Source organism: Sphaerisporangium sp. TRM90804, from assembly GCF_029846175.1.
In the GTDB taxonomy this organism is placed as follows: Bacteria; Actinomycetota; Actinomycetes; order Streptosporangiales; family Streptosporangiaceae; genus Sphaerisporangium.
On the sequence record NZ_JARWAC010000031.1, the window covers coordinates 104,602 to 128,413 of the forward strand.

Genomic DNA, 23,812 nt, shown 5'->3' on the forward strand with positions numbered 1-23,812 from the left:
GCCGACCAGCCGCCGGTCAGGGATCCGCGATCCGCGGAGAGCGTCAGGCCTTGACCTCGCGGAGGCGGCCGGTCTCGACCTCGTAGACGAAGCCCCGGACCGCGTCCTTGTACGGGATGAACGGGTCGGCCCTGATGCGGTTGACCGACTGGACGACGTCCTCGTCGAGGTCGGGGAACGCCTCGGCGGACCAGTCGGGCCTGATGCCCGTCTCGGCCTCGATGGAGCGCTTGAAGTCGTCGTCGGTGAAGGTGAGCATGCCGCAGTCGGTGTGGTGGATCAGGATGATCTCCCGGGTGCCGAGCAGGCGCTGGCTGATCGCCAGGCTGCGGCGTTCGCCGGCCGTCACCACGCCTCCGGCGTTGCGGATGACGTGGGCGTCGCCCTCGGTGAGGCCGAGCAGGCCGTACACGTTCAGCCGCGCGTCCATGCAGGCCAGCACGGCGACGCCCTTGCCGGGCGGAAGCGGCAGGTGACCCTTGTCGAACGTCGCCGCGTAGCGCTCGGCGTTGGCGAGAAGGTCGTCGGTGACGCTCACACGGGCCTCCACGATGCTCTGCGGTGCGTACGAGAACAGCCTTGACCCGTAATACCTACCAAGTCAATAGGTTAACCGTGCGCGATCGGGCGACGTCGGAACGCGGCCGTCCGTCCCGCCGCCGACACCCCGGCCGCGAACCGGCGCAACCGCCCACGAGTGCCGGGACCGCGCCTGGACGCCGAGGGCGTACGCGCGTCCGCGGCGCTCCGCACGGCTCATCGGGCCGCCCAGGCGGCGTGGGCGGCGGCCGCCACGATCAGGTCCTCCCAGGCCATGCCGACGCTCTTGAACACCCGGGGGCCGTCCCCCGGCTTCAGCGCGCCGGTGACGAGCTCCGCGAGGTCGCCCGCCAGGTGGCCGGGCCCGATCAGCCCCTCGCGGATGGGGATGATCAGGTCCCCCGCCTCCGCGAGCGCGGCCGACCGGGACTCGACCACCACCGTGGCACGGGCGACCAGCTCGCCGTCGATCTCCCGCGCCCCGGGCTCGTGCGAGCCGACCGCGACGACGGTGGCGCCGCCGGCCACCAGCGCACCGGCGAACAGCGGCTCCCGGGCGGACGTGCAGCACACGATCAGGCCGGCCGCCCGCACGACCTCCGCCACCTCGTCGCTGGCGTCCCGGGCCCCGGCGGAACCCCCGCCGGGACCGGCGCCCTCCGCCCGAGCCGGTCGCGCGCCGGGGCGTCCGGTGCCCTTCGGGGCGCCCCGCGGGCGGGGTTTCGCCGTGACGGCGGCGGCGGGCAGGCCGGTGGCGGCGCAGCGCGCGGCGAAGGCCTCCGCCCGGGCGGGGTCCCTGCCCACGACGGCGACCCGTTCCAGCGGGCGCACGGCGCGCAGCGCCGCCACGTGGCCCCACGCCTGGGGTCCGGTGCCGAAGACGGCGAGCGTACGCGTGTCCGGCCGCGCCAGGTGCCGGACGGCCAGGGCCGAGACCGCCGGGGTGCGCAGCGCGGTGAGGGCCGCGCCGTCCATGGCCGCCAGCGGGGTGAGCGTGGCGCCGTCCAGCAGCAGGTAGGTGCCCTGGATGCGCGGCAGCCCCCGGGCGGGGTTGGCCGGGGCGACGCTCGCCACCTTCACCCCGGCGTAGCCTGCGTGCGCCGCCGGCATCAGCAGCAACTGCCCGGCCGGCACGTCGGCCGCCGACCGGAGCGGCCCGGTCTCGGGGTCGAGCCCGCCTTCGAGCGCCTCGGCCAGCGCCCGGACGGCGTGCTCCATCGGGACCAGCGCCCGCAGCGTGTCCCCGTCGAGGTAGGGCAGCGCGCTCACCGGGGCTCCCGCGCGCGGACGGGCGCCCCTGTCACCGGGGCCCTCTGCGCTGCCGGGGGACCCCCGCTCATCGGGCCTTCCCGCCCAGGCGGGACTGCGCGCTCATCAGGGGCCCACGGTCTGGGCGGCGCGCTCATCGGGGGGCCTGCGGTCCAGGTGGGGCGGCGCGCTCATCGCGGTGTCCGGCCGGCTCAGGAGCCGGCGGGGGCGAGGGTGACGGTGCGGACGGAGGTGTAGAACTCCTGGGCGGCCTTGCCCTGTTCGCGCGGACCGTAGCTGGAGTCCTTCTCACCGCCGAAGGGCAGGTAGAAGTCCACGCCGCTGGTGGGGCTGTTGACCTTCACCAGGCCGGTGTCCAGCCGCCCGGAGACCTCCAGCGCCCGGTCCAGGTCGCGCGTGTAGACGGCGGAGACCAGCCCGTACCGGACGCCGTTCGCCAGGGCGAGGGCCTCCTCCACCGACCCGGCGTCCTGCACCAGGCAGATCGGGCCGAACACCTCGTCGCAGGCCAGCACGTGGTCGCCGGGGACGCCGTCGACCAGGGTGGGGGCGGCGAACCAGCCGTCCCGGTCGAGCGCCTCGCCGCCCGCGAGCACCCGGCCCCCGGCTGCGGCGCTTAGCACGCGGTCGCGCGCGGCCTGTCCGATCAGCGGGCCCACGGCCGTCCCCGGGTCGGACGGGTCGCCCACGGCCAGCTTGGAGACGGCGGCGGCCAGCGCGTCGCGGACCTCGGCCGCGTTGCCGACGGTGATGACACGCTTGGTGGCGGTGCACTTCTGGCCGGCGTAGCCGAAGGCGGCGGCGGCGATCTGCGCGGCCGCCGCTTCGAGGTTGGCGTCGTCCAGCACGATGGCGGCGTTCTGCCCGCCCATCTCGGCCTGGGCCTGGACGCCCCTGGACGCCGCCGCCACGGCGACCTTCCGGCCGACGGCGGCCGAGCCGGTGAAGGAGACGACGTCGGCGGCGTCCACCAGCGCCGTGCCCTCCTCGGCGCCGCCCGGCACGACCTGGAACAGGTCGTCCGGCAGGGCCAGCAGCTCGGCGAGGTGCAGCGCGCAGGCGACCGCCTGCGGGGCCGGCTTGAGCACCACGGCGTTGCCGAACGCCAGCGCCGGCGCCGCCTTCCACAGCGGGATGGCCAGCGGGAAGTTCCACGGCGTGATCAGCCCCGCCACGCCTCGCGGGCGCCTGCGGGTGTAGGACAGTCCGGAGACGGACGGCTCGTGCACCGCGCCCACCGGGTCGAAGACCTGCTGGGCGTGGTAACGCAGGATGGCCACCGCCCGGGCGACCTCGCCCTTGGCCTCGGTGACCGGCTTGCCGACCTCCCGCACGACCAGCGCGGCCAGCTCGCCGGCCGCGCCGGCCACCGCGTCGGCGGCCCTGCCGAGGGCGGCGCCGCGCTCGGCGGCGTTCGCCCCGGCCCACGCGCCCTGGGCGGCCCGGGCGCGCCGCACCGCGCCCGCGACGCCCTCCGCGCCGGCCGCCGGCACGCTCGCCACCACGTCGGCGGGGCTCTGCGGGGAACGGCTCTCGACAACGCTCATCGTGCACGCCCTTTCCGGCCTTGGACGGGAACCGTCCTGTCATTCCGGTACACGGGACCCTACTCCACTACATGAACCACGATAAAGGTGGCGGCGACGCCTCCGGCTCCGCTTCGCGGCTGTCACCGTACCCGCGAAGCCCCGGCGCAGACCTCCCGCGCGTGTACGGCCCGGAGGCGGGCCGCGTACCAGGGCGGCCGAGCCGCCGCACGGCCGTACCGCGCCGGGCGCGGGACTGACGGAAGAGAGGGCCGAGCCGATGTCCACGGGAGGACGGGTTCACGGAGGGACCGGCTCCACGGCCGCCTAACATGTTTGCCGTGACCACAACAGACCAGCCGGAAAGCCCCGTCGGCGGCCCCCGCGGGCGCCTCTCACGCCTCCGGGCGTACACGCTGGTGTTCCTGCACAGCGCGTGGTCGCCGACCCCGCTCACGTTCCGGCGGTGGGCGCTGGCGGGAGTGGTCGTCAACGCGCTGATCGCGGTCACCGGCGCGGCGGTGCGCGTCACCGGCTCGGGGCTCGGCTGCCCCACCTGGCCCCGCTGCACGCCCGAGAGCTTCGTGCCCGTCCCGCACGACGACCACTCCCCGATCAACATGGCGATCGAGTTCGGCAACCGGCTCCTGACCTTCCTGGTGCTGGCCGTCGCGGTCGCCTGCGTGATCGCGGCGATGCGCCTGCTGCCCCGGCGGGCCGCGCTGGTCCGCCTGGCGTGGATCCAGCCCGTCGGCGTCGCCTTCCAGGCGCTGTGGGGCGGCCTCGTGGTGCGCACGATGCTCAACCCGGTCACGGTGAGCGTCCACTTCCTGGTGACGATCGGCATGATCGCGGTGGCGTTCGCGCTGTACGCCCGTTCAGGCGAGGGCGACGCCCCGCCCCGGCGGCTCGTCCACCGCGACATCCGCACGCTCGGCTTCGTCCTCGTCACGGCCGTCGCGGTGCTGCTGGTGGCGGGGGTGGTGGTCACCGGCACCGGCCCGCACTCCGGCGACGAGGCCGCCTCGCGCTTCGACTTCGACATCGAGACCATGGCCCGGCTGCACGCCGACACGGTGTGGATCGTGCTCGGCCTCACGTTCGCGCTGCTGTTCGCCCTGCACGTCACCGACTCCCCGGGGCGGGCGCGGCGCGGCGCGCTGATCCTGCTGGGCGTCGAGCTGGCCCAGGGGGTCGTCGGTTACGTCCAGTACTTCCTCGCCGTCCCGGCGTTCCTGGTGGGCGTGCACGTGCTCGGCGCCACCCTGGTCTGGATCGCCACGCTGCGGGTGGTGTTCCTGATGCGCTCGCGGGGCCCGGCCGGCGCGACGGCCCCCGGCCCCGACCGCCTGGACGCCGTCGTCGTCTGACGGGCGGCCCCGCACGGCGCCGGCCCGGGGCGCCACCGGCCGCCGTGGCGCGTGCCGGCGGCGACCGGCCCGCCGTGACGGCGGACGATCTCTCCCGGCGATCCGCCGGCGGCGTCCCGGCCGCCGGCCGGCGGCACGGGGTGAGTGGAACTTTCACGTGCGGCCGGCGGGCCGGGTGCGGGCCTTCCAGAGCCTGACTCGCGGCGTCGCCCTCGGCCGTCGTGAGCGCGGCCCGTGGACGGCTCGCCGGTGTTTGACATGGTCGCCGGCGGATTCCTAGCTTCGGGGCCCCTGGTGCTCAATCCCCCACGCCCAGATGGGACCCCCCATGAGACGTTCGACCCTGCCGGTGAGCCGCGTGACCGCGCTCATCGGGACGCTCGCGCTGGCGGTCACCGGAGTGATCGCCTTACGGTCGCCGGCCGACGCCGCGGTGGCCTGTGACGTCGACTACACCGTCAGCAGCCAGTGGGGCGGCGGCTTCAACGCCGACGTCACGGTCCGCAACCTCGGCGACGCCGTCAACGGCTGGCGCCTCACATGGTCGTTCGACGCGGGCCAGCAGGTCACCCAGGTGTGGAACGGCACCCACTCCCAGACCGGGAGCTCGGTGACCGTGAGCGACGCCGGGTACAACGCGGCGATCCCGTCCGGAGGCAGCGCCGCGTTCGGCTTCAACGCCTCCTTCACCGGCTCCAACCCGGCTCCCGCCTCCTTCGCCCTCAACGGCGTCGCGTGCACCGGCGCGGCGGAGCCGACCCCCACCGCCACGCCCACGGCGACCCCCACCGCCACCCCGACCGTCACCCCGACCGTGACGCCCACTCCCACGCCGACGGTCACCCCGACGGCGCCCCCGCCCGGCGCCAAGCAGGTGGAGGACCTGGATCGGGGTCTGGTGAGCGTGCGGTCCGGAAGCGGGAACCTGGTGTCGTGGCGGTTGCTGGGCACCGAGTCCCGGGACACGACGTTCAACGTCTACCGGGGTGGCGCCCGGGTCGCGACGGTGGCCGACTCCACCAACTGGCTGGACGCCGGCGCCGCCGCCGACGCCTCGTACACGGTGCGCGCGGTGGTGGGCGGGGTGGAGCAGCCCGCCTCCCCGGCGTCGTCGCGGCTGGCCAACGGGTACCTGGACGTGCCGATCACTCCGCCCGGTTCCACGTACGCGGCCAACGACGCCAGTGTGGGGGACCTTGACGGCGACGGGCGGCTGGAGGTGGTGCTGAAGTGGGACCCGGCCGACGCCAAGGACAACTCCCAGTCCGGGGTGACCTCTCCGGTGTACGTGGACGCGGTGCGGCTGGACGGGACCCGGCTGTGGCGGATCAACCTGGGGCGCAACATCCGCGCCGGGGCGCACTACACCCAGTTCCAGGTGTACGACTACGACGGTGACGGGCGGGCCGAGGTGGCGATGAAGACCGCCGACGGCACCGTCGACGGCACCGGCCGCGTGATCGGCAACGCGAGCGCCAACTACGTCAACTCCAGCGGGTACATCCTGACCGGCCCGGAGTTCCTGACCATGTTCAGCGGGCAGACCGGCGCCGCGCTGTCGACCGTCAACTACGAGCCGCCGCGCGGCACGGTGTCCTCCTGGGGGGACAACTACGGCAACCGGGTCGACCGGTTCCTGGCCGGCACCGCCTACCTGGACGGCCAGCGCCCCAGCCTGATCATGGCGCGCGGGTACTACACCCGGGCCGTCATCGCCGCCTGGGACTTCCGCAACGGCGCGTTGACCCGGCGCTGGACCTTCGACTCCAACGCCTCGGGCAACAGCGCCTACGCCGGCCAGGGCAACCACAACCTGTCGATCGCCGACGTGGACGGCGACGGGCGCGATGAGATCGTCTACGGCGCGGCGACCGTCAACGACAACGGGACCGGCCTGTACAGCACCCGGTTCGGGCACGGTGACGCCCTGCACGCCGGCGACCTGATCCCCAGCCGTCCCGGGCTGGAGGTGTTCACCATCCACGAGTCCGGCGACCAGCCCGCCGCCGACGTGCATGACGCGCGCACCGGCCAGGTCATCTTCCAGCGGCCCGGCAACGGCGGCGCCGAGGGCCCCGGCCGCGGCGTGGCCGCCGACATCCACCCGGGCAGCCCGGGCGCCGAGTTCTGGGGGTCGGGCACCAACATGTCGGGGATCTACAACGCCTCCGGCGCCCAGGTCGGCCGCCAGCCGTCCTCGGCGAACTTCCTGGCCTGGTGGGACGGCGACCCGGTGCGTGAGCTGGTGGACGCCACCCGGATCGACAAGTACGGCACCAGCGCCGACACCCGGCTGCTGACCGCCTCGGGGGTGCACTCCAACAACGGCACCAAGGCCACCCCGTCGCTGTCGGGCGACATCCTGGGCGACTGGCGCGAGGAGGTCATCTGGCCCACCAGCGACAACCGGGCGCTGCGGATCTACTCCACCCCGCACGTCACCACCACCAAGATCCACACCCTGCTGCACGACCCGCAGTACCGCGTCGCGCTGGCCTGGCAGAACACCGCCTACAACCAGCCGCCCCACCCCGGGTTCTTCATCGGCAACGGCATGTCCACCCCGGCCCAGCCCAACGTCTACGTGAGATAGCCGCCCGGTACGGCACGACCTCGACCCGGCGCGACGCCGTCGCGCCGGGCGAAAGTTTCATCGGGCGGTACCGGGAACGGGCGGCCGGAACTGCGGTTACGCGGCGGTCGCCCGCCGTCCCGCCGCACGGGCTGCGGATCATGTCAGGACGGGATAAGGTCCCGTCCACGTGTATGGGAGCGCTCCCAACAACCAGGGTCCGACGCCGGAGGGAGGTGGCGCCTCTCGCCTGTGCCACCACAACCGCGTAGCTCGTCCAGTCGGGACGCCGCGAGGCCGTGAGGCGGCCGCCTACTCCGCCTCACGGCTCCCGCGCGCCGGCTACCCGCAGCTCACCTCCGAGATGGCCGGCGGCGTCGCCCCGGGCATCTTGCCCAGGAAGCCGGCGCTCATCGAGGCCCCCGGCTCCAGCCTGCGGTTCCACTTCTCCGCGTGGATCATGGCGATCGGGCCGCTCTGCATGTGCGTCCCGTCCCATGCCTGGGTGAGCTTGGCGTCCATCGGCATCATCGTCCACTGGACGAACCACTCGTTGATGGGCGCGCTTCCGGTGTTCGTGATGGTGACCGAGCCCTGGAACCCGCCGGGCCAGGACTTCTCCAGCTTCACATCGCCGGAGCAGGAGATCGGCGACGCCGTGCCCGGGGACGGGGACGGGGACGGGGAGCCGGACGACGGCGCGCTCGGCGCGGCGCTGCCCTGCGGCGGGGCGGAGGCGGTGAAGATGACGTCCGAGCAGCCGTAGAAGGTCTCCCGGCCGTCGGACCCCTGCCAGACCGAGTAGATGAGATGACGGCCCGACTTGCCCGGCAGCGAGCCGGAGAACCGGTAGGCGCCGTCGCCGGCCGCGGGCCGGGGGTCGGCCGTCAGGAAGGGCTGCTCCTCCAGGTCGGCCCAGGTGAGCGGCATGGTGGGGTTGTAGCCGTCCTTGGTCACGTACAGCTTGACCGCCCCGGGGTGGGGCGCCCCGGCCCCGTAGACGAAGTCGTACTCGGCGCCCGGCCGCACCAGGGTCGCGGGCCAGTCGGCGCTCGGCGCGTCGTAGGCGGCGTACTTGGCGAACCCGCCGCTGCACAGCTTGCCGTCGGGGATGAACCCCCGGGTGCGGCCGCCGCCGTCCGAGCGCAGCACGCCGTACCAGTCGCGCAGCGGCTGAGTGCCGCCCGCGGCGACGGCCCGCGCGCAGGCGGCGTTCTTGGGCTTGATCTCGTCGCCGGAGGTACGCCCGTCGGTGTAGCAGGCGTACGTCCTGCTGGCGGGGGCCTGCAGGGCTCCCTGCGCGACGGCCGAGCGCTGCAGGGCCAGCGTCGTCAGCCCGGCGGCCGCGACCGCGACCCCGGTGACGATCGCCACCTTTGCCTTGGTTCTCACAGTGCTTCCTTCTCACGTTGCGGATGCCGCCGGAGGGCGGGCGCGCCTGGACGTGCGCGTTGTCCGAGTGACGGGCATCGCGAGGCCACGGCGGCGGCATCGGCCGGTCGGCGCCGTGCCGGTCACCCCGCGGCGCGCCGCACGGCGACGACGTGCCCGTGCGGGAACGGCGTGCCCGCGCGTTGCGCGGCCTTGTACACGGGGCGCGGGCCGGACGCCCGCGGAGCCCGGGCGCGCGGCGGCACGACCTGCCTGCCCGGCCACCCGGAAAGTCGTCGGAAGTGGCCACCTACATCCGCGTACCGCGATTGAAACACGCCGTCAGATCACCGGCAAGGCCCCGCGGCGCGCACGGCGGCGTAGGGCCCGGGCGGGCCCGTCCTAGGCGCCGCCGTCGCCGGCGGGGCCGGGCGGAGGCGCCGGCGGGCCTCCGGCGTGGGAGCCGCCGCCGTGACGCTCGCGCGGCTCGCCGGACGCCCACCGGCCCGGCGGGCCCTGCCATCCCTGTGCCCGGGCCGTGTAGTGGTCGCGCGGGATGCCGTCGGGCGGCGGGTAGGGCGAGAGCGGGTGCCGCGTGTCGTGGCCGGGCGCGTACCCGGGGGGCGCCATGCCCCTGGCGATCCGGGTCTCGTGCAACTCGGGGACGGGGAAGGCCGCCTTGGCCGCGCTCATGCAGGCCAGCAGCGCCTCCCTGTGCTTCTCGAAGGTGTCCCTGTCGATCACCCCGCGCACGGCGCGCTCGTGGAGCAGGCCAAGCTCGGTGGCGGCGAGCTGGTAGTCGCGCATCGCGTGCAGGCCCACCATGCCGCCGTACCCCTTGGCCCACTGCCGGGCCTGCCTGCGTCCCTGCAGGGACGACAGCATGTACAGGTCGACGTCGGAGACCAGCCCCAGGCCGCCGTAGGGCGGCAGGTAGCGCTGGATGAGGCCGACGATGCGCTTGCGGTCCTGGACGACCACCCCGAGCTCGACGAAGAACAGGATCATCAGCAGCAGGTAGGCCAGCGCCAGGCCCTGGAAGCCGCCGTAGGAGGTGAAGCCGTTCCAGATGCCGTGCAGGGTGATCGCGCCGAGCCAGCCGAGGAACACCACCCCGCCGCGCACCGGGCCACGGCTCTGCGCGGCGTACGCCACCGCGATGCCGATCATGGAGGTGAACAGGGGGTGGGCGAACGGCGACAGCACGCCGCGCAGCACCACCGTGACGGCCAGGCCCTGCACGCCGTTGGTGTCCAGCGCCATGATGTAGTAGCTGACGTTCTCGCTCATGGCGAAGCCCAGGCCCACCATGCCCGCGTAGATGATGCCGTCGGTCGGTCCGTCGAGCTCGTGACGGCGCCAGCGCAGCAGGCCCAGCAGCACCAGGCCCTTCATCGTCTCCTCGACGACGGGCGCCCCGAAGGTGGCGACCAGGTTGCGGGCGCTGGTGGCGTCGAGCTGGGTCGCGAGCGTGAGGTACTTGAGGTTGAGGCTGTTGAGCACGCCGGCGACCAGCACCGCGATGCCGGCGCCCCACATGAACGCGAAGATCAGGTCTTTGCGGGGCTCGGGCTCCAGCCGGTCGAGCGCGAGCAGGCCGGCGAGCAGCACCGGCACCGGGGCGAGCGCGAGGGTGAGCGCGATGAAGAAGTGCACCGGTTCGCCGTTGAAGATGTCGAACGAGAACGACACCAGAGCGCAGATGCCGGCCACGACGAGGCCGATGATCAGCCCGCCCGAGGGGCGTTCCTTCAGCACCCAGCGGGGATCAGCGCTCGTCATGTCCGCGAGCGTAATCGACCGGGCACGACCTGTCCGCCCCGCCCCCCACCGCCATACGGCTCCCCCATCATCGTCACCGCGGCTCCGCCTTCCCGAGGCAAAGACCCTTCCCCGGGATGAACGGCCCCACACCCCAACAAGACCGAGATTCCCGGCGCACCGCCGGCGGACCGACGGATCGGCGTCCCACCCGTCACACCGGACCGGAGGGGCGCGCCCGTGGTCAGCCGCGCAGGGCGGCGTCCACGGCGGCGGGCGACAGGACGTGCTCCATCACCATCACCGAGGTGCCCACGACGCCCGCCCGGTCGCCCAGCGTGCTGGTGACGATGCGCAGATTCCTGGTGGTGTAGGGGAGGCTCCGCCGGTAGACGCTCTCCCTGATGCCGGTCAGGTAGTGCTCCCTGGTCTCGGCCATGTCGCCGCCCAGCACGAGCACCCCCGGGTTGAGCAGGCTGACCGCGGTGGCGAGCACCGCGCCCAGCGTGCGCCCGGCCTCCTGCGTGCGGGCGACCGCGGTGGGGTCGCCCGCCTGGACCAGGCGGACGACGTCGCGGCTGGTCTCCAGGCCGAGATCCTCGGCGAGCGCGAACCCGCTGGCCAGCGACGCGACGCAGCCGCGCGAGCCGCACGTGCAGACGCGGTCGTCGGTGTCGCGCAGGCGCACGTGCCCGAGGCTTCCCGCCGCCTCCTCGATGCCCCGGTAGATGCGGCCGTCGATGACGATGCCCGCGCCGATGCCGGTGGAGACCTTGACGAGCAGCAGCGACGGGCACTGCCGCCAGGACGACCACCACTCGCCCAGCGCCATCGCCTTGGCGTCGTTCTCCACCACGATGGGCACGTCGAACGTCTCGCGGATGGACTCCCTGATCGGGTGGTCGTCCCAGCCGGGCATCAGGAAGGACCTGATCATTCGCCCCGAGGTGTGGTCGACCGACCCGGGCAGGTTCAGCCCGATGCCGCGCACCCGCTCCGCGCCGTGCCCGGTCTTCTCCAGCAGCCGGTGGAAGGTCTGGCGCACCCACGAGAGCACGGCGTCGGGCCCGCGCTCGATGCGCATCTCGGTGTGCTCCTCGGCGATCGTCCTGGCCGCCAGGTCGGTGAGCGCCACGGTGGCGTGGTTGGCGCCCAGCTCGGCCACCAGCAGCAGGTGGTTGGCCGGGTCGACGTCGAGCACCGAGGGCGGCCGCCCGCCCCCGGACGCCCCGACGCCCGACTCGTGGATGTAGCCGGCCTCGATGAGCCGGTCGACACGATCGGTGATGGTCGACCTGGAGAGCCCGGTGAACTCGATGAGTTCCTTCCGGGTACGGCAAGAGCCCTGCCGGATCAACTGGAGGACCTGCCCTGCCGTCAGCATCGTGCCCCTACCCCTTCTCCGCGCCCACCGTGAGACCTTCCGTCAGAAGCCGTTCGCTGGCGAAGAACACCACCACGATGGGCAGCGTCAGAACAACCGATCCTGCCATGAGAACGGTCGTCGGTATCTCGATACTGCCCGCCAACTGTGAAAGGCCGAGCGAGACCGTCCAGCTGTCCCGCCTCTCCACGAGGAAGAGGAGGGCGAAGAGGAACTCGTTCCAGGCGATCATGAAGGAGTACAGACCCGTCGCCATCAGCGCGGGCTTGGACAGCGGGAGCACCACCCGCCAGATCGTCTCCATCCTGCCGCATCCGTCGATGGAGGCGGCCTCCTCGACGCTCTGCGGCACGGATTCGAAGTAGTTGCGCAACATGTACACCGCCACCGGGACCGTCTGGGCGATGTACACGAGGATCAGCCCGACCAGCGAACCGCGCAACCCGAGCATGGTGAACAGCACGAACAGCGGGATCGCCAGCACGATCGCCGGGAACAGGTACACCGCGAGGAACAGGAAGTGCACCTGGCGGCGGCCGAAGAAGCGCAGCCTGGCCACCGCGTACGCGCCGGGGACCGCGATCAGCAGCGTCACCGCCACCGACGCGACCGCGACGATGGCGCTGTTGCCGATGAAGGTGAGGAACCCCTGCCTGCCCAGCACGTCGGCGTAGGTCGACAGGGTGAACCGGTCGGGCCACAGCGAGCCCGGGTCCAGGATCAGCTCCTGGATGTCGCGCAGCGAGAGCATGACCATGTAGAAGAACGGGAACGCGGTGACGAGGGTCAGCACCGTGATGACCAGCGGTTTGAGCACCCGCAGCACCGCGCGCTCGACGCGGTCCCTGGACATGGGGGCCGGGGGCGGCGAGGCCGGCGTCGGGATCGGGGTCGGGGTCGTGACGGCCTGGCTCATGAGCGTTCCGCACCTCCCCCGAAGAACCGCAGGTAGATCACCAGGAAGACCACCAGCACGACGGCCATGATGATCGCCTGGGCGGCGGAGGCGCCGATGTCGTCGCGGGAGGTCAGGAAGTCGTAGACACGCACGCTGACGACCTCGGTGCCCGCCCCTCCCCCGGTGAGCAGGTAGACGTCGTCGAACTTGGTGAAGGTGAACACGAACCGCAGCACCGACAGCAGCGCGACGACCCGCCAGAGCTGCGGCATGATCACGTACCGGAACCGTTGGCTGGGCGTCGCGCCGTCCACCACGGCCGCCTCGTCGAGCTCGGGGGGCAGCGCCTGGAGCCTGGCCAGGATGAACAGGAAGGCGAAGGGGAAGTACCGCCACGCCTCGAAGGCGATCACCGTGAGCAGCGCCACCGGCACCTGCACGCCGAACAGCGTGCCCTCGGCCTGGGTGAGGAAGGCGACCGGCTCCCCCAGCCAGGTGTTGACGATGCCGTACTGCGGGTTCAGCATCACGTCCCACAGGAAGGCCACGGCCACCACCGGGGCCACGTAGGGGACGAGGATCGAGGCCCTGACCAGCGTCCTGCCGCGGAACCTGTCGCGCAGGGCGAGGGCGGCGACCAGGCCGATCGCGATCGACAGGGCCGTGCCGGCCACGGTGTAGACCAGGGTGGTGACCAGCGAGGACCAGAAGCCCGGCTCGGCCAGCACGTAGGTGAAGTTCTCCAGCGTGTAGTGGCCGAAGATGCCGACCTGCCTGATGTTGATCAGGCGGGCGTCCTGGAAGGCCAGCATGATGGCCCACAGCAGGGGGACGACCACCACCACCAGGGTGATGACGAGGGTCGGGGAGATCAGGTAGAGCCCGGCCCGGCCTTCCTGCTGGCGCAGCGTGCGGCCGGGGCCGGGCGGCGGCGCCGCGGGCGCCGGGCGCTCCATGGTCGCCGCCGAGCCCGGGGGTGGACCGCTCATCAGCGGATCCCGCGCTTGATCGTCTCGACGTCGGCCTTGGCCTGGGCGGCGGCGGCCTGCGCGGTCAGCGATCCGCCGGCGAGGTCGCCGAGCGCCTTGGGCACCGGCAGCTCGCCCATGGTGGCGCCGACCAGCTTGCCCTGGCCCTGCGGGATGCCCCAGCGGGCGAAGGTGTCGGGGCTGCCGCGCAGGGAGTCCAGCACCTCGGCCGGGTAGACCTCCGACAGCGGCTTCTTGGTGTCGACGCCGGCGGGCATCTTGTCCCACGCGTCGGCGAAGCCCTTGCGGGTGGGGAACTTGCCCTCCGGGGCCATGCCGATCCAGCGCTCGTAGCCCTCCTTCATCATGAACGAGACGAACTTCTGGGCGGAGTCCTTGGCCGAGTCGCGCATGACGGTCCACGAGACGATCTCACCGAACTGCGCGGGCTCGCTCCCGTCGGGCCCCTTCAGCGCGGTCACCACCCCGGTGTTCTCGGCCAGCCACGCCTTGTCGTCGCGGCACTCGGCGCAGCTCGGCAGCGCGTCGGCGCGCAGTCCGGCCATCTCGTCGAGGATGAACGACGACCAGATCGTCATCGCCGCCTTGCCGGCGAAGTAGGTCGCCCTGGTGGAGTCGACGTCCTGCTTGCCCTTGACCGAGTAGTTCCTGGCCAGGTTGGAGTAGAACTCGAAGGCGCGCACGCACTGCGGCGAGTCCAGGGTCACGTTGCCGGAGTCGTCCACGAGCTGGCAGCCGTTGGCCAGCGCGACGTGCTCGAAGCTCTGCGCCGTGAAGGAGTCCTTCGGCGCGACGGCCAGGGTGATCCCCGCGACACCCCCGGTGTTGAGCGCCTTGGCCGCGGCCTCCAGCCGTTCGTAGGTGTCGGGCGGCTCGAGCCCGGCCTTCTCGAACAGGTCCTTGCGGTAGAGGATGAGCTGTGCCCATCCGTCGCTGGGCACGGCGAGCAGCTTGCCGTCGGCGGTGTCGAGCTCTAGCGCCCGGGACGAGAAGCTGTCGCGCCCGAGCGCGTCGACGATCTTGCCGGGCGTCTCGGTGTCGAGCAGGTCGTTGGCCTCCAGCTCGCGCACCGCGGGCAGCGGCAGGGCGCCTATGACGTCGGGGAGCTCCCCGGCCGCGGCGGCCGAGGTGATCACCTGGCTGAACTGGTTCTCCGCGACGCCCACCAGGTTGACCTTGATTCCGGTCGCTTTGGTGAACTCGGCGGCGATCGTCTGCTGAACGGCCATCCGGTCGGGGAGGTTCTCCTCGGTCCAGACGGTGATCGTGTTGTCTGCCTGTTGTTGCTCCGTGCCGCCACCGCAGGCCGCCAGGGCGGCGGTCAGCAGTGCGACGGAGAGGACGGCGGTTACCTTCGTTGGCATAGCACGCTCCTCCGGTGGGGTTGTGCCTGCTCTACCCCAGGATGAGCGGCCGCAACGCCCGGTAGGCGATACCGAGACCGGCCTGTGTCCTGGCGGTGTCGCCGCTCCACACGGGGTCTTCGTGCTCGACCGACACCACCCCGTCGTAACCGCCCTCGTACAGAGCGTCGACCAGACGGGTCCAGTCGACCTGCCCCAGGCCGGGCACCCGGAAGCGGTACCAGCCCTTCTCACCGTCGACGGGACCGTAGAACCCGTACCTGTCGATCTTGCCGGGCAGGATCTCGGTGTCCTTCGCCTGCACGTGGGCGATGTGCGGGATGTACGGCGCGACCGCCGCCACCGGGTCGATGCCGAGCGCCACCAGGTGGGAGGGGTCGTAGTTGAGCTTGAGCCCGAGGGTGAACATCCACTCCCACAGCTCGGGCGAGTAGGCCAGGTTGCCCGGGTAGCCGTCGGGATGCCAGCTCTTCATCACGCAGTTCTCGATGACGATCGTGACGTCCCTGCGCCGCGCGTGCTCCACCAGGGGGGCGAAGACCTCCTCGGCGCGCCGGAGGTTGTCGGCGACCGGCAGGCCGGGGTCGCGGCCGATGAACGTGCCCACGGTCGGGCAGCCGAGCTCGGCGGCGGCGTCGATGCAGTCGCGCAGGTGCGCGTTGACCGCGGGGCCGTGTCCGGGGTGAAGGTTGTTCTCGTAGTAGGCGAGGGAGGAGAGCGTCAACCCGGTGTCTTGGAAGATCTTCCGGACACGGATACGTTCCGCTTCGTCGAATCGGTCCGCTCTGATGTGATTTCGAGCATCTGTCCCCGGCCATGCGGCGACTTCCAGGGCGTCGAAGCCTTCATCCGCAGCCCAGTGGGCGATATCGGACAGATCGCTTTCCGGTAGGCACGCGGTCAGGAACCCCAGTTTCATTAGCCGCCTCCACACAAGTCGTAGACTTAGGCCTGTTCTCAGTGCGACTATCGTATGCGAACCAGTTCTAATCCCCGGACTTTTGTTTGATCACAAAGTATAAGTGGGGAAGATGCACGTCATCACGATCGAAGAACCCGGCGTTGTGAGCATCAGCGTGGAGCCTCCAGACCCCCTGGGGCCAGGCTCCGTACGGGTGCGCACTCTGTACTCAGGGGTCTCGGCAGGCACGGAGCTCACCGCTTACCGGGGCACCAACCCCTACCTCAACCGGCGGTGGGACACCGAGCGGCGGCTGTTCGTGGAGGGACAGACGCACGCCTACCCGCTGTCGGGCTGGGGCTACCAGGAGGTCGGCGTCGTCGTCGAGACCTCGCCCGACGTGACCGACCCGCCGCTCGGCAGCCGGGTGTGGGGCATCTGGGGGCACCGCGCCGAGGCCGTGCTGCCCGCCGAGAGGCTGGCCGGCCATGTGCTGCCGCCGGGCGTCGACCCCCTGGCCGGCGTGTTCGCCCGGGTGGGCGCCATCGCGCTGAACGCCGTCCACGCCGCGGACGTGCATCTCGGCGACCAGGTCACCGTCTTCGGCCAGGGGGTCATCGGGCTGCTGGCCACCCGGCTGGCCGTGCTCAGCGGCGCCCGGGTCGTCGCGGCCGACGCCATCCCCGCCCGCCTCGAACTGGCCCGCCGCTTCGGCGCCGCCGAGGCGTTCGACGTGCTGTCCGGCTCGTGCGCGGAGTTCGTGCGCAAGCGCATCGAGGGCGCCGACACCGCCATCGAGCTGAGCGGCAGCCAGCACGCCCTGCACGAGGCCATCAGGGCCGTCCGCCGCGGCGGCAGGGTGGTGGCCGCCGGGTTCTACCAGGGTGAGGGCGTCGGGCTGCGGCTCGGCGAGGAGTTCCACCACAACCAGGTGCAGATCGTCTCCTCCCAGATCGGCGGCGTGGCCTCCTGGCTCTCGCACCGCTGGGACGTCGAGCGGCTGCAGCGCACGTTCATGGAGCTGGTCCTGCGCGACGAGGTCGACACCGCCGCCCTGGTGAGCCACGTCGTGCCCGTCACCGACGCCTCGGAGGCATACACCCTGCTCGACCGGCACCCGGCCGACGTGCTCCAGGTGGTCTTCGAGTTTCCGGAAGGAGAACCGCGGTGAAGCTCGCCGTACAGGAACAGCTGCTGCCGGGGGACACGCTCCAGGAGAAGTTCGACTTCGCCCTGGAAGCCGGGTGGGACGCCATCGAACTTCGCGGCAAGGGCGACCTGCACTTCGCCGGGCGCCGCGAGGAGCTCAAGCGGGCGCTCGCCGACGGCGTGGTCATGCCGACCGTCTGCGTGGACATGGCCCACTTCATCGGCGACTTCGACGCCGCCAAGCGCGAGGACGCGGTCCGCCAGCTCCGCTCGCAGCTCAGCGTGATCGGCGAGCTGGGCGGTCTCGGCGTGATGACCCCCGCCTCGTGGGGCCAGTTCTCCCGCAGGCTGCCGCCGTTCGAGCCGCCCCGCTCGCCCGAGGAGGACCACGAGGTGCTCGCCGAGGCCCTCGGCGAGCTCGGGGAGCACGCCGCCCGCGAGGGCGTGCTGATCATGCTGGAGCCGCTCAACCGCTACGAGAACCACATGGTCAACTCCCTGGCCCAGGCGGCCGAGCTGTGCTCCATGGATTCCATCAGGATCGCCGGAGACACCTACCACATGAACATCGAGGAGGACGACCCCTGCCGCTCGCTGGTGGAGGTCGCGCCCTACCTGGCCCACATGCAGATCAGCGAGTCCAACCGCAACCAGCCGGGCACCGGCCACCTCGACTGGTCGGCGCAGCTCATCACCCTGGACGCCATCGGCTTCGACGGCTACCTGGCGCTGGAGTGCCGACTGCGCGGCGAGGCGGAGTCCGTCCTGCCGCAGACGGCCGCGTTCGTCAGGAAGTTCCTGTGACCGCCCCGGACGGCGCGGGCGCGCGCCGGGCCGCCGGCACCCAGGGCCGGCCGGCCGAGGAGGCCGCCGCCAACGGCCCGCGGCACGACGCCGCGGCCGGGGGACGGCGGGGCTCCGTGCCGGCGGCCGGCAGCCGCGGGGCCGAGGCCATCGTGCGCGAGGCCGTGCGCGTCCTGGTCGCCAACTGGGAGGGCGACCACACCGTGCCGTCGCGGCGGCTGTACCCGCACCAGTGGAGCTGGGACTCGGCGTTCATCGCGATCGGCAACGCCCGCTGGTCGCCGCGCCGGGCGCGGTGCGAGCTGCTGGCCCTGTTCGGCGCGCAGTGGCGCGACGGCCGGGTGCCGCACATCGTGTTCAACCCCGGCGTGCCCGAGGGCGCCTACTTCCCCGGCCCGGCGTTCTGGGGCGTGCGCGCCCCCTCCGGCTCGGCCACCTCCGGCATCGTGCAGCCGCCGGTCCACGCCCTGGCCGCCTGGCGGGTGTACCTGGCAGAGCCCGACACCGCCTTCCTGCGCCGCATCTACCCCCGGCTGGTCGCCCAGCAGGAGTTCCTGCGCGCCGCCCGCAGCTCCCCCGAGGGGCTGCTGTCGATCGTGCACCCGTGGGAGTCGGGCATGGACAACAGCCCGGCGTGGGACGCGCCGCTCGCCGCGGTGGACCCCGAGCCCGCCGGGGTGCGGCGCCGCGACCTCGCGCACGTCAGCGCCGACGAGCGGCCCACCGACCGCGACTACCAGCTCTACACGTCGCTGGCCCGCGCCTACCGCGACACCGGCTACCGGCGCGCCGGGGCGTTCGCCGTCCAGGACCCGCTGTTCAACGCCGCCTACGGCGCGGCCGAGTCGGCGCTGGCCCGCATCGCGGCGGTCTGCGGGCGAGACCCCGAGCCGCACCGCCTTGAGGCCGCGCGCATGACCACGGCCATGGTGCGGCACCTGTACGAGGGCGGCCTGTTCCACTCCCGCGACGCGCTCACCGGCCGGCTGCTGCGCTCGGCCAGCGCGGCCGGGCTGACCCCGCTGATCCTGCCCGGCCTGCCCGCCGACATCGCCGGGTCGCTGGTCGCCACCGCGGTCGACCGCTTCGGCCTCGGCCGGGGCATCCTGCCCAGCTTCGCGCCCGGCACGCCGGAGTTCGACCGCGCCCGGTACTGGCGCGGGCCGAGCTGGATCAACCTCACCTGGCTGGTCTGGCAGGGCCTGCGGCGCCACCGGCCCTCCCTGGCCGAGCCGCTGGCCCAGGCCATGGTGGACGCGGTGGCGCAGTCGGGCTTCCGCGAGTACTTCGACCCCTTCACGCTGCGGGGGCACGGGTGCCACGACTTCGCGTGGTCAGCCTCGCTGGTGGTCGACGTCCTGGCGCAGCACGGCCTGGACGGCGTGGCGCCGCCGAGCGGCCAGGTCCCGGAGCAGGCCGGGAGCCTCGCCGAAGTCCACGACATCGGTGATCACGTGCTCGCGTAGCAGCGGGCCATACCTGCGCAGCAGTGCGACGGTCTCGTGCGAGAGCCGCTCTCTGTCCCAGGAGTGCGCCAGGCCGCGCGGCACCCTGCCGATCTGGGCGCAGCGCAGGCTCAGGCCGTTGTGGTGGAACTCCTCGCCCAGGCGCACCTCCTCGGCGCCGGCGGTGTAGAACGCCAGGTCGATCACGCTGCCCTGCGGCCGCAGGAGCCGCAGGGCCAGGGCGAGCGCCCGTCCCTGGCCGCGGCACTGGAACACCACGTCGGCGCCCCGGTCGTTGACGCCGTGGCGCCAGCGCCGCTTGAGCACGACGGCGGGGTCGTCATCGGCGTGCAGCACCCGGGCGCCGAGCGCCTCGGCGACCCGCAGCCGCTCGGGGGTCTCGTCGACCACCACGACCTCGGCGGCGCCGTGCTCGATGGCGAACGCGGCCACCAGCAGCCCGACCACGCCCGCCCCGGTGACCGCGACCCGCCGCCCCCGGACGCCGTCCCCCAGGCCGCGCACCGCCGGGCCGTACAGGTCGGCCGCCGCGTGCAGCAGCCCGTTGGCGCAGATCGGGCCCATGTGGGCGACGTAGATGCCGAGCAGCGGGTCGAGCTCCTCGGGCAGCTCGACGAAGCGGTCGATCATCGGGTCGGCGACGTATCCGGTGCGGTGCCCGTAGGTCATCGCCACGACCGCGCCCTTGTCGACCGCCCGGGTGCGGGTGTCCACCACCCTGCCGACCTGCATGTAGCCGAGGCCGCGCACCGGGTACTCCACCGAGGGCGTGCCCGGCGTGAACAGGCCTAGCTCGGGGTTCCACGAGGAGGTCAGGTAGGGGTTGCCGCCCTTGACGTAGGTCAGCTCGGTGCCGGCCGAGACGCCGCTGTAGAGCGTCTCGACCTGGAACCCGCCCTCGGGGATCTCCCCGACCTTCTCCTCGACGAGGGTCACGGTGCCCGGGGCGTCGACGCTGAGCGTCCTGATCTCAGCCATCGAGCCTCACCGGGCCCCCCTCGGCGGCCGACCGCGCGACCGCGTACGCCAGCCGGTGGGTGCGCAGCGCCTCGCCGTAGGGGACGCGCACGTCGGCCGGCCTGCCCTGCACGGCGTTGACGAACTCCCTGTCCACCCTGATCTTGGCCTCGCCGGGGTCCTCGAACTCGACCTCCCCGTTGACGACCAGCCGGGTCTCCCCCACGTCCAGCGCCAGCCCCTCGGCGTGCACCTCCAGGCCCACGCGGTGCTTGTGCTCCAGCAGGCTGGTCACGGCGAGCAGCCCCGCGGCGCCGTCCTCGAAGCGCAGCACCGCGGCGGTCGCCCTGTCGATCTCGCCCTCGGCGTCGCTCGCGGCGGGGACGGCGTGCACCATCGCGACCTCCCCGACCAGCACGCGGGCCAGGTCGAGCACGTGGATCGCCTGCTCCAGGATCTGACCGCCCGACATGTCCTGCCTGGTCCACCAGGGCACCGGGGGGACCTTGTCGAGCCAGTGGCCGAGCGCGAGCCGCACCGGCCGCCCGGCGAGCAGTTCGCGTGCCCTCTGCACCGTGTCCAGGTAGCGCCAGTGGTGCCCGACGGCGGAGACCAGCTTGCGGTCGGCGATCTCTTGGGCGATCTTCTCTGCGGTCACGAGGTCCAGGGAGAGCGGTTTTTCTACAAATATGGGTAGATTTGCTGCAAGAACTGCGAGTTCTGCCGTACCGTGCGCGAAAGGAGGCACACATACGTAGACCGCGTCCAGCCCACCGGCGTCGAGCATGGCGGCATGGCTGCCGAACGCTCGCGCGCCGTACTGCGAAGCCAGGGCCTCGGCCTTGCGGGAGTCCGTGTCGGCGATAGCGACCACCGTCGCGTCCGAGAAGCCGGAGAGAACGTCTGCGTGGCGAGCGGCGATGTTTCCGGCGCCGATGATGCCAATACGCGTCATTGATGTCACGAAGCGGCATATGCCTCGTCTGCGGCTCGGCAAACAAGGATGTTCGATTCGCACTTTCCGGGGCAGTCTGCCGTCCGACATGTCACGAGATCGGGGCAAGCTGCATGGAAGCACACTTCAATCGACCACCGCGGGTGACGGTGCCTGGCCAGGTCCGGTACGGGCCGCACACCAGTACGGCGGCGGACTGGCCCGCTGAGGCGCTCCTGTCCGCGAAAGGGTCCACCACGGTGAGTGTGGTGTTGCCCGCACGTGACGAAGAACGCACCGTAGGTGACATCATCTCGGTGATCCGCCGAGAGCTGATGGAGAAGATCCCGCTGGTCGACGAGCTCATCGTGGTCGACTCGCGGTCCACCGACGCCACCGCCGTCCGCGCGGCCGCCGCCGGCGCGACGGTCGTCCGGCAGGACGACGTGCTGCCCGACCTGCCGCCGCTCTCGGGCAAGGGGGAGGCTCTGTGGAAGGGCCTGGCCGCCTCGAAGGGCGACGTGGTCGTGTTCGCCGACTCCGACCTGCGCAACTTCGGCGCCCACTTCATCTCGGGGCTGCTCGGCCCGCTGCTCACCCGGCCGGGGGTCCAGTTCGTCAAAGGCGCCTACGAACGACCGTTCATCGGCCCTGACGGCGTGGCACAGCGAGGCGCGGGAGGCCGGGTCACCGAACTGGTGGCCCGGCCCCTGCTCAATCTGTACTGGCCCGAACTGGCCGGGTTCATCCAGCCCTTGGGCGGGGAGTACGCCGCCCGGCGCGAGGTGCTGGAGCAGGTGCCGTTCGTCACCGAGTACGGCGTGGAGTTCGGCCTGCTGGTCGACCTTCTCGAACGCGTCGGCCTGGACGCGATGGCCCAGGTCGACCTGGGCTGCCGCGAGCACAGCCACCAGACGACCGCCGCGCTCGGCCGGATGGCCGGGCAGATCATCCTGACCGCCTGGTCCCGGCTCGAACGCCAGGGCCGCATCGTGGCGTCCGAGCCGCCCGCCACCGGGCTCCTGCAGTTCGACGCCGACGGGCAGGCCACGCTGAGCGACGTCGGCGTCGCCGAGCGCCCGCCCCTCGCCTCCGTGACCCGCGCCGCGGCCGATGGAGGCCGCCGCCTGACCGATCTCGTCGAGCCCACCGTGACGGGAGCCCCGGCCATCCGGGACCTGGACCGCACCGGCGCTCCAGCTGAGGAGACCCTCACGTGACACCCGCGCGCCGCACGGCAGCGAGCCGGTGCGAGGGCCGCCGCGGGCGACAATCATCTGGCATGTCGGTGAAGGAGGACGTCGGATGAACGTGCTGATGAACGCCGGGCCCTGGCTGCCCGTGCCGCCCTCCGACTACGGCGGCATCGAGAACATCGTCGCCACCCTGATCCCGCCGCTGCGCGAGCGGGGCGTCCGCGTGGTGCTCGCCTCGGTGGGCACCAGCACCATCGAGGTCGACGAGCTGGTCAGCGTCTTCGACGAGGGCCAGTTCACCCACCTGCAGAAGCCGTACAACCAGGTCATGGGCGTCGCCCACGCCCACCAGGCCCGGGTGGTGGCCGAGCTGGCCCGCCGCGACGACATCGACCTGGTCCACGACCACCTGGAGGTGGTCGGTCCCGCCGTGCTCTCCGCGCTCGGCGGACCGCCGGTGCTGCACACGCTGCACTGGGACCTGCGCAAGCACGCCGCCTTCTACGGCGACTTCCCGCGGTCGATCGCCGTCAACGGGGTGTCGGAGTCGCAGCTGCGCCGGGCCCCCGCCGCCCTGCGCGCCGCGTCCCTCGGCGCCGTCCACCTGGCCACCCCGCTCGCCGACAGCGGCCTTCGCGCCGAGCGCGGCGACCACCTGGTGGTGCTGGGCCGCGTCTGCGGGCTCAAGGGCCAGCACATCGCGGCCCGGATCTGCCAGAAGCTGGGCCTGCCCCTGGTGCTGGCCGGCCCGGTGAGCGGGCTCAACAACGCCGCGGAGCTGGAGGCGGTGGTCCAGGACCCCGACCACCCGCTCAACGGACACCCCGACGTCCGCTACCACGTCGACCAGGTGGCCCCCTACCTGGACGGCGACCTGGTCACCTGGGCCGGCTCGGTCGGCGGCGAGGCCCGCGACCGGCTCTACGCCTCCGCCCGCGCCGCCCTGTTCCCCATCCAGTGGGACGAGCCCGGCGGCACGGCCGTCGTCGAGGCCCTCGCCCTCGGCGTCCCCCCGATCGGCCTGCGGCGCGGCGTCCTCCCGGAGATCATCGACCACGGCCGCACCGGCTTCCTGGCCGACACCGAGGAGGAGCTGGCCGAGTTCGTCCTCCGGGTCGACGAGATCGACCCCGAGGAGTGCCGCAGGGAGGCGCGCGCCCGCTTCTCCCCCGCGGTGATGGCCGACAGGTACCTGGAACTGTACGAGCGGGCCATCGCCGGCTCGCGCGGCCGCGGCCGTCCCCGCTCCGCGCCCGCTCCCTGACCCACCCGTTCCCGGCGGCCCGGGGGCGTCCGCTCGCCCGGCGCCTCCGCGCCGCCCGGTGAACCCCTCCGCGACCTCGGCCGAGGGCCGGGGGGCG

General features: G+C 72.6%; 18 protein-coding genes. 6 read left to right on the forward strand and 12 right to left on the reverse strand.

Features of this window, described 5'->3' with window-relative positions; genetic code table 11:
- Nucleotides 1-43 precede the first annotated feature (43 nt).
- From PYR91_RS32845 to PYR91_RS32855, 3 genes are all read right to left on the reverse strand, one after another.
- Entirely contained in the window at nt 44-538 is a 495-nt protein-coding gene (locus PYR91_RS32845; RefSeq protein WP_279786239.1) for a carbonic anhydrase, read from the reverse strand.
- A 218-nt stretch (nt 539-756) separates the two neighbouring features.
- On the reverse strand, nt 757-1,809 hold the full coding sequence (locus PYR91_RS32850; RefSeq protein WP_279786241.1) for an ornithine cyclodeaminase family protein: 1,053 nt from the start codon (nt 1,807-1,809) through the stop codon (nt 757-759).
- A gap of 191 nt (nt 1,810-2,000) precedes the next feature.
- Nucleotides 2,001-3,356: an aldehyde dehydrogenase family protein gene (locus PYR91_RS32855; RefSeq protein WP_279786243.1), complete on the reverse strand. Its 1,356-nt coding sequence runs from the start codon at nt 3,354-3,356 to the stop codon at nt 2,001-2,003.
- Nucleotides 3,357-3,676: 320 nt separating this feature from the next.
- On the opposite strand from PYR91_RS32855, the gene PYR91_RS32860 reads away from it, so the two are divergent.
- Together PYR91_RS32860 and PYR91_RS32865 are read left to right on the forward strand one after the other, a co-directional pair.
- A complete protein-coding gene (locus tag PYR91_RS32860; protein ID WP_279786245.1) occupies nt 3,677-4,705 on the forward strand; it encodes a COX15/CtaA family protein in 1,029 nt (342 codons plus the stop codon).
- A 328-nt stretch (nt 4,706-5,033) separates the two neighbouring features.
- On the forward strand, nt 5,034-7,298 hold the full coding sequence (locus tag PYR91_RS32865; protein ID WP_279786247.1) for a cellulose binding domain-containing protein: 2,265 nt from the start codon (nt 5,034-5,036) through the stop codon (nt 7,296-7,298).
- Nucleotides 7,299-7,619: 321 nt separating this feature from the next.
- Here the strand turns inward: PYR91_RS32865 and PYR91_RS32870 are convergent, their stop codons facing one another.
- From PYR91_RS32870 to PYR91_RS32900, 7 genes are all read right to left on the reverse strand, one after another.
- Complete coding sequence (locus PYR91_RS32870; RefSeq protein WP_279786249.1) at nt 7,620-8,669, reverse strand: lytic polysaccharide monooxygenase; 1,050 nt, start codon at nt 8,667-8,669, stop codon at nt 7,620-7,622.
- A 381-nt stretch (nt 8,670-9,050) separates the two neighbouring features.
- Nucleotides 9,051-10,430, reverse strand: coding sequence for a PrsW family intramembrane metalloprotease (locus tag PYR91_RS32875; RefSeq protein ID WP_279786251.1), 1,380 nt, complete (start codon nt 10,428-10,430; stop codon nt 9,051-9,053).
- A 223-nt stretch (nt 10,431-10,653) separates the two neighbouring features.
- Nucleotides 10,654-11,793 carry an ROK family transcriptional regulator gene (locus PYR91_RS32880; RefSeq protein ID WP_279786253.1) on the reverse strand — a complete coding sequence of 380 codons (1,140 nt, stop codon included), beginning with the start codon at nt 11,791-11,793 and terminating at the stop codon, nt 10,654-10,656.
- A 7-nt stretch (nt 11,794-11,800) separates the two neighbouring features.
- A complete protein-coding gene (locus PYR91_RS32885) occupies nt 11,801-12,709 on the reverse strand; it encodes a carbohydrate ABC transporter permease (protein WP_279786254.1) in 909 nt (302 codons plus the stop codon).
- Nucleotides 12,706-13,680, reverse strand: coding sequence for a sugar ABC transporter permease (locus tag PYR91_RS32890; protein ID WP_279786256.1), 975 nt, complete (start codon nt 13,678-13,680; stop codon nt 12,706-12,708). The genes PYR91_RS32885 and PYR91_RS32890 overlap by 4 nt, the downstream gene beginning before the upstream one ends.
- Entirely contained in the window at nt 13,680-15,044 is a 1,365-nt protein-coding gene (locus PYR91_RS32895; RefSeq protein WP_279786259.1) for an extracellular solute-binding protein, read from the reverse strand. Before PYR91_RS32895 ends, PYR91_RS32890 begins: the two co-directional genes overlap by 1 nt.
- Before the next feature lie 31 nt (nt 15,045-15,075).
- The gene (locus PYR91_RS32900; protein WP_279786260.1) at nt 15,076-15,963 is read right to left on the reverse strand and encodes a sugar phosphate isomerase/epimerase; all 888 of its coding nucleotides are present in this window, start codon (nt 15,961-15,963) and stop codon (nt 15,076-15,078) included.
- 196 nt (nt 15,964-16,159) lie between these two features.
- Here PYR91_RS32900 and PYR91_RS32905 point away from each other — a divergent pair, with 196 nt between their 5' ends.
- On the forward strand, nt 16,160-17,116 hold the full coding sequence (locus PYR91_RS32905; RefSeq protein ID WP_279786263.1) for a zinc-binding alcohol dehydrogenase: 957 nt from the start codon (nt 16,160-16,162) through the stop codon (nt 17,114-17,116).
- Nucleotides 17,113-17,898, forward strand: coding sequence for a sugar phosphate isomerase/epimerase (locus PYR91_RS32910; protein WP_279786265.1), 786 nt, complete (start codon nt 17,113-17,115; stop codon nt 17,896-17,898). Before PYR91_RS32905 ends, PYR91_RS32910 begins: the two co-directional genes overlap by 4 nt.
- A 1,334-nt stretch (nt 17,899-19,232) precedes the next feature.
- On the opposite strand, the gene PYR91_RS32915 is transcribed toward PYR91_RS32910, so the two are convergent.
- Together PYR91_RS32915 and PYR91_RS32920 are read right to left on the reverse strand one after the other, a co-directional pair.
- Nucleotides 19,233-20,342 (reverse strand): zinc-binding alcohol dehydrogenase, encoded by a 1,110-nt coding sequence (locus PYR91_RS32915; protein ID WP_279786267.1) that lies wholly within the window; start codon nt 20,340-20,342, stop codon nt 19,233-19,235.
- Nucleotides 20,335-21,366 (reverse strand): Gfo/Idh/MocA family oxidoreductase, encoded by a 1,032-nt coding sequence (locus PYR91_RS32920; RefSeq protein ID WP_347943870.1) that lies wholly within the window; start codon nt 21,364-21,366, stop codon nt 20,335-20,337. Before PYR91_RS32920 ends, PYR91_RS32915 begins: the two co-directional genes overlap by 8 nt.
- Before the next feature lie 23 nt (nt 21,367-21,389).
- On the opposite strand from PYR91_RS32920, the gene PYR91_RS32925 reads away from it, so the two are divergent.
- Together PYR91_RS32925 and PYR91_RS32930 are read left to right on the forward strand one after the other, a co-directional pair.
- A complete protein-coding gene (locus PYR91_RS32925; RefSeq protein ID WP_279786271.1) occupies nt 21,390-22,475 on the forward strand; it encodes a glucosyl-3-phosphoglycerate synthase in 1,086 nt (361 codons plus the stop codon).
- An 85-nt stretch (nt 22,476-22,560) separates the two neighbouring features.
- Nucleotides 22,561-23,715 (forward strand): glycosyltransferase, encoded by a 1,155-nt coding sequence (locus PYR91_RS32930; protein ID WP_279786273.1) that lies wholly within the window; start codon nt 22,561-22,563, stop codon nt 23,713-23,715.
- Nucleotides 23,716-23,812: the final 97 nt, after the last annotated feature.